The organism is Streptococcus sp. 477 (assembly GCF_013277295.1).
Classification (GTDB): Bacteria; Bacillota; Bacilli; order Lactobacillales; family Streptococcaceae; genus Streptococcus; species Streptococcus pseudopneumoniae.
The window spans coordinates 23,257-34,878 of record NZ_VMMQ01000084.1 but is presented as its reverse complement, the minus strand read 5'-3'; the positions used below and the strand labels follow the sequence as shown (position 1 = coordinate 34,878).

The following is an 11,622-nucleotide window of genomic DNA, read 5'->3' as shown; positions in this document are numbered from 1 at the left end:
TGCTTAATTTCATTATAAAATTTTTAGTTCAAAATAGTAAGTTAAAGAAACAAATAATTCTTTATGGTAATAATAAGAAAAAAAGTTCAAAATGCAATAAAAACACTTGGCTAAATAAAATATATCTGTTAGAATAAAAACAAGGAAAAAGAAAGGGGTTTCATTGCATGAGAAAAAAACGTGGAATTAAAAAATTAGTTACATTTGCATTGCTAGGTGTTTTTATGTTTAGTAATACAATTCCTTACCAACAGTTTATTCAGAAGAATAGACAATTGGAGATTCGAGTGCAATCACAAAAGAAGTCCAATGGTCTTGATGTTGGGAAGGCAGATTAAAGAATAATGGAATAGAATTAGTCTCTAGTATATTCGCTTTTATTATTCATTAAAAATTGTAGGGGCAAGTTTGAAAAAATAAAAGTTAGTTGATTGATTACTTCTCTAAATTTTGGGCACACTAAAAAGAGGTCTTGATACCCAACCTTTAAAATTAAAGCACCTTGAATCCGTGCTGTTGTGCAAAACGAACGGCATCTTGGACAGACATTGTCTTATCTGAATTTCTTATTTCTGTAAGACCTTGTAATCTTGGATTATAACTCTCCTGTTTTAAAAGTACGTGGTAGATGGCAACCAATAATCTGCGACAGATAGCGATGATAGCTTTTCGATGCCATATAAATAATTTTTAACATGAGGGGGCTCCCTTCATAAAATTTGAGTCTGCCTATCCCTTGACTATTCTTTCCTTTCACAAACGAGTCGCTTATTCAATTATAAGTTTACGTGCTCTTAGTCACAGTTCTTGTGCTTGATGGAAAGAATGACACCTATAAAAATGCGAGGTAGTGGCTGTACCACTCACTTATTCACCTCCCCGTGATTTGTAGTAGTGATAGGCTTTCTCACTGTTATTATAAAACAAAGAGCACAACACTTTTTCATTCTGTGTTGTGCCTTGAGTGAAACGAAAGGAATGAATTATAAAAATGAAGAAAACATTTTATCGCAAATTCGGTATTTCAATTATTGCTAGTACTTTATTAGCTAGTCAGCTACCGACAGTATCTGCGTTGACTGTTATTTCAAGTACAGGCGAGGAGTATGAGGTAAGTGAAACATTACAAGAGGATCCAGGAACTAATAATTTTTCACTTCCCGATGTTTCACCGACTTATGGTCAATATTATACAAATCAGTCAGAAGTCATTATTGGCAAAAATGATTTAGTTAAGGTAAAAAATACTTTACAATATCCTTACTCTACATCAGCTTATGTAAAAGCAACATTCAAATTTAAAAATGCCGATTCAGTAGAAATAGGTACAGGTAGAGGAAGTGCTTCCTTTATCAAAGACAATGTTTTGATTACAGCAGCTCATGTCGTTTATGACCGTGAATCCAAAACAGAAGCGACTGAAGTAGAGATTATGCCTGCGGCTACTCCAGATAGTAATCCATTTGGTGAAATAAAAGTCAAAGAAGTTCGTTATTTAAAAGAATTTCGAAATACTGATCCAGATGAGCTTACTACCTATGACTTAGCAGTTTTAATTTTGGAAGAACCGATTGGCGCTCAATTGGGGACGTTAGGACTTCCAAATAATTTAGAAAATACTAAAAATCTAGATGTAACAGTTACGGGATATTCTGCTGTTAATAAGGATATTAAGCAGATGTATACTGATACAAAAACGATACTTCAAGATACAAATGATTTTTTATTCTATCAAGTAGATACTTTGCGTGGTGCAAGCGGTTCAGCAGTATATGATTCTACCAATAGGGTTGTCGGAGTTCATACCAATGGGAGTGAGGCAGAACAAATGAATTATGCTGTCAAGTTAAATGAGAAGGCTCTATCTTTCATCTACTCTGTTATTCGAGGGCATTCTATTGATGGTTGGAAATTGATTGGTGGTACTTGGTACTATTATAAGAACAGTACGAAACAAACAGGTTGGCAAAAGATAAATGACACTTGGTACTATCTAGACGCCTCCGGTAAGATGCTCACAGATTGGCAAAAAGTAAATGGGAAATGGTATTATCTGGAAACCTCTGGTTCAATGGCAACAGGTTGGAAATATATACGAGGCAGATGGTATTACTTAGATAATAAAAATGGAGACATGAAAACCGGTTGGATAAAAGTGGGAGGAAATTGGTATTATCTCAATTCAAGTGGAGCAATGGTTACAGGTAGCCAAACTATTGATGGTAAAGTTTATAATTTCGCTTCATCTGGTGAATGGATTTAATATTGGAGGTATATATAAATGAAACTTTTGAAAAAAACTATGCAAGCTGGACTAACAGTAATTTTCTTTGGTTTGCTAGCTACGAATACAGTATTTGCAGATAACTCTGAAGGATGGCAGTTTGTCCAAGAAAACGGTAGAACCTATTACAAAAAGGGGGACCTCAAAGAAACGGACTGGCGAGTGATTGATGGGAAGACCTATTATTTTGATTATAATGGCGAAATGGTTGTTGGTTGGCAGTACATTCCAATGCCAGTTAAAGGATATACAATTGGTCCTTACCCTAATGGTATCAGATTAGAAGGTTCCCCAATGCCAGAATGGTACTACTTTGACGAAAATGGAGTGCTACAAGAGTTTGTTGGTTGGCAAGAATTAGAGCTAAAATATTCCTTAACCGTTGGGAAAAAACATGGTGAAGGCTGGGAAGGTCCCGAAGTTCTTAAATTAGCATACTACTACTTTGATCAAGATCATTATTTAAAGACAGGTTGGCTTTATGATCAATCTAACTGGTATTACCTAGCAAAAACAGGAAATTCTGGGAATAAGAATCTTGGTGGTGAAAGACGTGTAGGTTGGATAAATGATGGTTCAGCTTGGTACTATCTAGATTCAGAAACTGGTATCATGCAAACTGGTTGGAAGCAAATTGGCAATAAGTGGTACTACCTCCGTTCATCAGGTGCAATGGCAACAGGTTGGGCTTATGTTGGTAATAACTGGTACTATCTTCGTTCATCAGGTGCAATGTCCACAGGTTGGGTGAAAGATGGTTCAATATGGTACTATCTAAATGCAAGTAATGGAGATATGAAAACAGGCTGGTTCCAAATCAATGGTAAATGGTATTATGCCTATGGTTCAGGTGCTCTAGCTGTTAATACCACAGTAGATGGTTACTACGTAAACTATAATGGTGAGTGGGTTAAGTAACGAATGCTAATCGTAACTGTAGTTGATACTTAACTTATTAAAAAGAGCTTTTTTCTACCATTTGTCAACTCTATCAATTTTTAAGAATTAAATGAGTGAAGACAGTAGCTATTCAGTATGTTTATCTACTGTAGTAGGTTGAAGAAAAACTAAGAATGAGAAAGGACGAAGTTAGTCCTTTCTTTTTTATGTGACTATACTTTCTATTCAAATGAGCTTTTAACCGATTGATTGAGCCAATCAACTCTTAAAACCAAAGAGCAATTTCTCGCTTAGCTGACTCTTCTGAATCTGAACCATGTACAACATTTTGGATAGTCTCATTTTCTCCAGCAGCTTTTGCAAAATCAACTCGAATAGTTCCTGGTAAAGCTTCTTCTGGATCAGTTGCACCCATCATGGTCCGCCAAGTTTCGATTACTTTGGAATCAGAAATGATACCTACAAGAACCGGTCCTGAAGTCATAAATTCACGAATCGGTGGGTAAAAACTTTGACCAACCAAGTCCTGATAGTGCTGGTCAATTAACTCTTCTGAAAGCTGTGTACGCAACTCCAATTTTTCAATTGTAAATCCACGTTGTTCGATACGTTTCAACACTTCACCCACTAGTCCTCTTTTTACACCATCTGGTTTAATGATAAAAAATGTTTGTTCCATACCTGTCTCCTTTGTCAGCTTCTTTCTTTTATTTTACCACATTCCATGGAAAAATGGAGAAAGTTTTCAGAAAACAGAAAGAGAACCCGAAGGCTCTCTCATCTGCTTTTATTCTACTGTTTCTTCCACAGTTTCAACGGCAGTATCCACAACTACTTCTGTTGTTTCTTCATTCCCTTCTTCCTCTACTGGAGGATTAAGGTATTCTTCTTCGTTGATAGCATGTGGTTCCAGGTTACGGTAACGAGCCATACCAGTACCTGCTGGGATAATCTTACCGATGATAACATTTTCCTTAAGTCCAAGGAGATGGTCTTTCTTACCACGGATAGCTGCGTCAGTAAGGACACGAGTTGTTTCCTGGAAGGAAGCCGCTGACAAGAAACTATTTGTTTCAAGTGAGGCTTTGGTAATTCCCATAAGAACTGGGCGACCTGTCGCTGGAACTCCACCTGAGATAAGAACATCTTTGTTAGCATCTGTAAAGTCATTGATATCCATGAGGGTACCCATGAGAAGATCTGTGTCACCTGGATCCATGACACGAACTTTACGGATCATTTGACGAACCATTACCTCGATGTGTTTGTCACCGATTTCTACCCCTTGGCTACGGTAAACTTTTTGTACTTCACCGAGAAGGTAAGTTTCAACTGACAAGACATCACGAACTGCAAGGAGACGTTTTGGTTGGATAGAACCTTCTGTAAGAGCAGCACCACGCGCTACTTGGTCACCAACTTCAACACGCATACGAGCGGTAAATGGAACAACATATTCGCCTTCACCAGTTTCGCCCTTAACAAAGACTTTCTTGGTACGAGTTGAAGCATCTTCTTCGATAGCTGTAACTTGTCCTTTAACCTCTGTGATAACCGCTTCCCCTTTAGGATTGCGGGCTTCAAAGATTTCTTGGACACGAGGAAGACCCTGAGTGATATCGGTATTTGAGGCAACCCCACCCGTGTGGAAGGTACGCATTGTAAGCTGTGTACCAGGTTCCCCGATAGATTGGGCAGCGATTGTTCCAACTGCTTCACCAACTTCAACCGCATCACCAGTCGCCAAGTTGATACCATAACAGTGACGGCAGACACCGTGACGAGTGTTACATGTAAATACAGAGCGGATAGTCACTTCTTCCACACCAGCATTGACAATTTCACGCGCCTTGTCTTCTGTAATCAACTCATTTGGACCGATAATCACTGCACCAGTTTCTGGATGTTTAACAGTTTTCTTAGTGTAACGACCATTGAGACGCTCTTCGAGAGACTCGATCATCTCTTTTCCTTCTGCGATAGAGCGGATTAAGAGACCACGATCTGTTCCACAGTCGTCCTCACGGATGATAACGTCTTGGGCAACGTCAACCAAACGACGAGTCAAGTAACCTGAGTCGGCTGTCTTAAGGGCCGTATCGGTCATACCTTTACGCGCACCGTGAGTTGAGAAGAACATTTCGAGTACTGACAAACCTTCACGGAAGTTTGAAAGGATTGGCAATTCCATGATACGTCCGTTCGGAGCAGCCATCAGACCACGCATACCGGCAAGCTGTGAGAAGTTTGAGATGTTACCACGGGCTCCAGAGTCCATCATCATAACGATTGGGTTCTTAGGATCTTGGTTAGCAATCAAGCGTTTCTCTAATTTTTCACGGGCAGCACGCCATTCAGCTGTAACGGCATTGTAACGCTCATCGTCTGTGATCATACCACGACGGAATTGTTTTGTGATTTGTTCTACACGTTTGTGTGATTCTTCAATGATTTCAGCCTTGTCATCAACGACTGGGATATCGGCAATACCCACTGTCAATCCTGCAAGAGTTGAGTGGTGGTAACCGAGGTTCTTCATACGGTCAAGTAGGGCAGAAGTTTCTGTCGTACGGAAACGTTTGAAGATTTCAGCGATGATATTTCCAAGGTTTTTCTTCTTGAATGGAGGGTTGAGTTCAAGATTGCTGATAGCTTCCTTGATATCTCCACCAAGTGGCAAGAAGTATTTAGCTGGAACGCCTTCTGTCAAGTTTGCATTGTTTGGTTCTTGCAAGTATGGTAGACCCTCTGGCATGATGTCGTTGAAGAGAATTTTACCAACTGTTGTAAGCAAGACCTTGTGTTTTTGCTCTTCTGTCCAAGGCTTGTTGAGGCTGTCTGTTGCGATACCAACACGTGAGTGGAGGTGAACATAACCATTACGGTAAGCCATAACCGCTTCATCACGATCTTTGAAGACCATTCCTTCACCTTCACGACCAGCTTCTTCCATGGTCAAGTAGTAGTTACCCAAAACCATGTCCTGTGATGGAGTAACAACTGGTTTACCATCTTTCGGGTTCAAGATGTGCTCAGCAGCGAGCATCAAGATACGAGCTTCTGCTTGGGCTTCTTCTGAAAGCGGTACGTGGATGGCCATTTGGTCCCCGTCAAAGTCGGCATTGTAGGCTTCACAGACAAGTGGGTGCAAGCGAAGGGCCTTACCATCAATCAAGACTGGCTCGAAGGCTTGGATACCCAAACGGTGAAGGGTCGGTGCGCGGTTAAGAAGTACTGGGTGTTCTTTAATCACTTCTTCAAGAATATCCCAGATACGCTCATCTCCGCGTTCCACCAAGCGTTTAGCTGCTTTGACGTTTTGCACAATATCACGGGCAACGATTTCACGCATAACGAATGGTTTAAAGAGCTCTATCGCCATTTCACGTGGCACACCACATTGGTACATCTTAAGCGTTGGACCAACGGCGATAACGGAACGTCCTGAAAAGTCAACACGTTTACCGAGCAAGTTTTGACGGAAGCGTCCTTGTTTCCCTTTAAGCATGTGGCTCAATGATTTGAGTGGACGGCTACCTGGTCCTGTGATTGGACGACCACGACGACCATTGTCAATCAAAGCGTCAACCGCTTCTTGAAGCATACGCTTCTCATTTTGAACGATGATACCTGGTGCATTCAACTCAAGCAAACGAGCCAAACGGTTGTTACGGTTGATAACACGGCGGTAAAGGTCGTTCAAGTCAGATGAGGCAAAACGGCCACCATCCAACTGCAACATTGGACGAAGATCTGGTGGAATAACCGGAAGGATGTTGAGAATCATCCATTCAGGTTTGTTTCCAGACTTGTAAAAGGCATCCAAAACATCCAAACGACGGATGGCTTTGACACGTTTTTGTCCAGTAGCTGTTTTCAACTCTTCTTTGAGTTCAGCAATTTCTTTTTCAAGATCTACTTGTTTCAAAAGGTCTTGGATGGCTTCGGCACCCATCTTGGCAACGAATGATCCATAACCATACTCACGCAAGCGCTCACGATATTCGCGCTCTGTCATGATAGACTTGTGCTCAAGTGGTGTATCCTTAGGATCAATCACCACATAAGCCGCAAAGTAGATAACTTCCTCGAGGGCACGAGGGCTCATATCAAGGGTCAAGCCCATACGGCTTGGAATCCCCTTGAAGTACCAGATGTGAGATACAGGAGCTTTCAATTCGATATGCCCCATACGCTCACGACGAACTTTTGTACGCGTTACTTCAACCCCACAACGGTCACAAACAATTCCTCTGTAACGAATGCGTTTGTACTTACCACAAGCACATTCCCAGTCTTTTGTAGGACCAAAGATAACTTCATCAAAGAGTCCTTCACGTTCTGGTTTCAAGGTACGGTAATTGATTGTTTCAGGTTTTTTGACTTCTCCATAAGACCATGAACGGACTTTACTTGGAGAAGCTAGGGTGATTTGCATACTTTTAAAACGATTTACATCAACCACTATTTCTTCCCTTTCTATTCTAAGTGAACTGCTTTTTCTTATTCAGCAGCTTCTTCTGTTGCTTCCGCTTTTGTTGCTTTCTCAGCTTCTTCAGCTTCAAAGGCCGCTTTAGCCTCTTGTGCTGCTTTTTCGCGGGCTTTTTCAAGGTCATCTACGTGGATGACATCTTCGTCCATTCCTTCATCCAAGTCGCGAAGTTCCACTTCTTGGTCATCTTCGTCTAGGACACGCATGTCAAGACCAAGAGATTGCAATTCTTTGACAAGAACTCGGAAGGATTCTGGAACACCTGGTTTTGGAATTGGTTTTCCTTTTGTAATGGCTTCATAAGCTTTCAAACGTCCGTTGATATCGTCAGACTTGTAAGTCAAGATTTCTTGAAGGACATTTGATGCACCATAGGCTTCAAGAGCCCAAACCTCCATCTCACCGAAACGTTGTCCACCAAACTGAGCCTTACCTCCGAGTGGTTGTTGGGTAACAGTTGAGTAAGGTCCGACTGAACGAGCGTGCAATTTATCATCAACCATGTGGTGGAGTTTGATCATGTACATGACACCAACTGACACACGGTTATCAAACGGTTCACCAGTACGGCCATCGTAAAGAATTGTTTTGGCATCGCTATCCATACCAGCTTCTTTAACAGTTGACCAAAGGTCTTCAGAACTTGCTCCGTCAAAGACTGGTGTTGCGATGTGAATACCAAGAGTACGAGCAGCCATACCAAGGTGGAGCTCCATAACCTGACCGATATTCATACGTGATGGCACCCCAAGTGGGTTCAACATGATATCGACTGGAGTTCCATCTGGAAGGTAAGGCATGTCTTCTACAGGAACGATACGAGAGACAACCCCTTTATTTCCGTGACGTCCGGCCATCTTATCTCCGACCTTGATCTTACGTTTTTGAGCAATGTAGACGCGAACCAGCATGTTGACACCTGATTGCAACTCATCTCCATTTGCACGTGTAAAGATTTTAACATCACGAACGACACCATCGGCACCGTGTGGTACACGAAGAGAAGTGTCGCGCACTTCACGAGACTTGTCTCCGAAAATAGCGTGCAAGAGACGTTCTTCAGCTGAAAGGTCTTTCTCACCCTTAGGTGTTACTTTACCTACAAGGATATCACCTTCTTTAACCTCAGCACCGATACGGATAATACCCATTTCGTCAAGGTCTTTAAGAGCGTCTTCCCCAACATTTGGAATTTCACGAGTAATTTCTTCAGGTCCAAGCTTTGTATCGCGTGTTTCTGATTCGTATTCTTCAAGGTGGACAGATGTGTAGACATCGTCTTTCACCAAGCGTTCGCTCATGATAACAGCATCCTCGAAGTTGTAACCTTCCCAAGTCATGTAGGCAACGATTGGGTTTTGTCCAAGCGCCATTTCTCCATTTTCCATAGAAGGTCCATCAGCGATGAAATCGCCTTTTTCAACGACATCACCAACTTTTACGAGAGTGCGTTGGTTGTAAGCAGTACCTGAGTTTGAACGACGGAATTTTTGGATGTGGTAAACGTCCAATGAACCATCTTCACGACGAACTTCTACCTTGTCAGCATCTGCGTAAGTAACTTTACCATCATACTGAGCAATCACAGCAGCTCCTGAATCGTGGGCTGCTTGGTATTCCATACCAGTACCAACGTAAGGTGCCTGAGGATTGATCAATGGCACAGCCTGACGTTGCATGTTGGCTCCCATGAGGGCACGGTTGGAGTCATCGTTTTCCAAGAAAGGAATACATGCTGTCGCAACGGCAACTACCTGTTTTGGTGATACGTCCATGTAGTCAACAACATTAGCTGGATACTCTTGGTTGACCCCTTGGTGACGTCCCATGACAATCTTCTCAGCAAAGGTTCCATCTTCGTTCAGACGAGAGTTTGCCTGAGCTACAGTATATTCATCTTCTTCATCGGCTGTCAACCAAACGATTTCGTTTGTAACAACGCCTGTTTCACGGTCAACCTTACGGTATGGTGTTTGAACAAAACCATATTTGTTCAAATGTCCGTAAGATGACAAGTTATTGATCAAACCGATGTTAGGTCCTTCAGGTGTCTCGATAGGACACATACGACCATAGTGAGTGTAGTGCACGTCACGTACTTCATATCCGGCACGGTCACGAGTCAAACCACCAGGTCCTAAGGCTGACAAACGGCGTTTGTGAGACAACTCAGAAAGTGGGTTGTGTTGGTCCATGAACTGTGACAACTGTGATGAACCAAAGAATTCTTTCACCGCAGCTGTTACAGGACGGATATTGATAATTTGTTGTGGTGTCAAGACTTCGTTATCTTGAACAGACATACGTTCACGGACATTACGTTCCATACGAGAAAGTCCAAGACGTACTTGGTTGGCAAGCAATTCACCAACCGCACGAATACGACGGTTTCCAAGGTGGTCGATGTCATCAACACGGCCAAGTCCTTCAGCCAAGTTGAGGAAGTAGCTCATCTCAGCAAGGATATCTGCAGGAGTGACGATACGAACCTTGTCATCTGGATTAGCATTACCAATAATTGTTACGACACGGTCTGGGTCAGTTGGTGCAACAACCTTGAATTTTTGAAGAACAACTGGCTCAGTCACAACGGCTGCATCATTTGGAATGTAAACAATCTTGTTCAGGTCGCCATCCAAATGGCTTTCAATGCTTTCAATCACACTACGAGTCATAACAGTTCCAGCTTCTACCAAGATTTCTCCTGTTTCAGGATCTACCAATGGCTCTGCAATGGTTTGGTTGAGCAAGCGTGTTTTAACATTGAGTTTTTTATTGATCTTGTAACGACCGACAGCTGCTAAGTCATAGCGACGTGGGTCAAAGAAACGAGCCACAAGCAAGCTACGTGAGCTTTCAGCTGTCTTAGGCTCACCTGGACGAAGGCGTTCGTAAATTTCTTTCAAGGCTTCGTCGGTACGAGAGTCCATTGGGTTCTTGTGGATATCTTTTTCAACAGTGTTGCGAACCAATTCGCTGTCACCAAAGATATCAAAGATTTCATCATCACCTGAGAAACCAAGCGCACGAACCAAGGTTGTAAATGGAATCTTACGAGTACGGTCGATACGAGTGTAGGCGATGTCTTTTGAATCGCTTTCAAGTTCCAACCAAGCTCCACGGTTAGGGATAACCGTTGAACCGTAGCCCACTTTACCATTTTTATCAACTTTATCATTAAAGTAAACACCTGGTGAGCGGACCAACTGAGAAACGATAATACGTTCACCACCATTGATGATGAAAGTACCCATTTCTGTCATGATCGGGAAATCACCAAAGAAAACTTCTTGGGTTTTGATTTCGCCTGTTTCTTTATTGATCAAGCGGAAGGTTACAAAAATTGGTGCTGAGTAGCTAGCATCGTGGATACGAGCTTCTTCCAGCGTATATTTGGGTTCCTTGATTTCATATCCAACAAATTCCAACTCCATTGTGTCTGTGAAGTTTGAAATTGGCAATACATCTTCAAACACTTCCTTAAGACCGTGGTCTAGGAAATCTTTGAATGAGTCAGTTTGAATTTCAATCAAATTTGGTAAGTCAAGAACTTCTTTGATTCTTGAAAAACTACGACGGGTACGATGTTTCCCGTATTGAACGTCATGTCCTGCCAAGATGATTCTCCTTTGTAAATAAGTTCCAAGCCTTGTCAATCAGGCTTTCTAATCGTCATATGGTTGTAAAACCCCTATCACCGTGTCCCTTTGATAAATTTTCAGAATCTTTAAGTCTTTGTTACAAGCACTCAAAATCCTGAAAAAAAGCACAAAAAGAGCAGCTAAATCTGACTTTTTCAGAAGATTTAACTGCTGTGAGCCTTGTCTGGACAATATTTCAGACAAAACCTACGACAAATGATTATTTATATTATACCCTAATTAGCTAGATTTTTCAAGGGGATTCAGTAGATTTTTGGTAATCTTTTTCCCATAGAAAACTTAGC

Annotated in this window: 6 protein-coding genes and 1 pseudogene; 3 read left to right on the top strand and 4 right to left on the bottom strand. The window is 41.6% G+C overall.

The genetic code is table 11. The annotated features are described in order from the left end of the window. Positions 1 to 167: 167 nt before the first annotated feature. Positions 168 to 338: a PhrA family quorum-sensing system peptide gene (locus HT691_RS11570; RefSeq protein ID WP_001227865.1), complete on the top strand. Its 171-nt coding sequence runs from the start codon at positions 168 to 170 to the stop codon at positions 336 to 338. A gap of 154 nt (positions 339 to 492) precedes the next feature. Here the strand turns inward: HT691_RS11570 and HT691_RS11565 are convergent. After that, positions 493 to 675: pseudogene (locus HT691_RS11565) on the bottom strand (IS110 family transposase); the annotation flags it as partial. A gap of 646 nt (positions 676 to 1,321) precedes the next feature. Between HT691_RS11565 and HT691_RS09680 the strand changes: the two are divergent. After that, entirely contained in the window at positions 1,322 to 2,263 is a 942-nt protein-coding gene (locus HT691_RS09680; RefSeq protein ID WP_057532025.1) for a trypsin-like serine protease, read from the top strand. Positions 2,264 to 2,281: 18 nt separating this feature from the next. Continuing rightward, positions 2,282 to 3,202: an N-acetylmuramoyl-L-alanine amidase family protein gene (locus HT691_RS09675; RefSeq protein ID WP_000771127.1), complete on the top strand. Its 921-nt coding sequence runs from the start codon at positions 2,282 to 2,284 to the stop codon at positions 3,200 to 3,202. A 247-nt stretch (positions 3,203 to 3,449) separates the two neighbouring features. Here the strand turns inward: HT691_RS09675 and ndk are convergent, their stop codons facing one another. The 3 genes from ndk to rpoB form a co-directional block, all read right to left on the bottom strand. Beyond that, complete coding sequence (ndk, locus tag HT691_RS09670) at positions 3,450 to 3,863, bottom strand: nucleoside-diphosphate kinase (protein ID WP_023933283.1); 414 nt, start codon at positions 3,861 to 3,863, stop codon at positions 3,450 to 3,452. A 108-nt stretch (positions 3,864 to 3,971) separates the two neighbouring features. Then, complete coding sequence (gene rpoC / locus HT691_RS09665; RefSeq protein ID WP_171043339.1) at positions 3,972 to 7,649, bottom strand: DNA-directed RNA polymerase subunit beta'; 3,678 nt, start codon at positions 7,647 to 7,649, stop codon at positions 3,972 to 3,974. Between the two features lie 38 nt (positions 7,650 to 7,687). After that, a complete protein-coding gene (rpoB, locus tag HT691_RS09660; RefSeq protein WP_031233671.1) occupies positions 7,688 to 11,293 on the bottom strand; it encodes a DNA-directed RNA polymerase subunit beta in 3,606 nt (1,201 codons plus the stop codon). Positions 11,294 to 11,622 lie beyond the last annotated feature (329 nt).

Coding starts and splice junctions, on each gene's coding strand:
- HT691_RS09675 (WP_000771127.1), top strand. CDS start 2,282: ATGAAACTTTTGAAAAAAACTATGCAAGCTGGACTAACAGTAATTTTC.
- HT691_RS11570 (WP_001227865.1), top strand. CDS start 168: ATGAGAAAAAAACGTGGAATTAAAAAATTAGTTACATTTGCATTGCTA.
- ndk (WP_023933283.1), bottom strand. CDS start 3,863: ATGGAACAAACATTTTTTATCATTAAACCAGATGGTGTAAAAAGAGGA.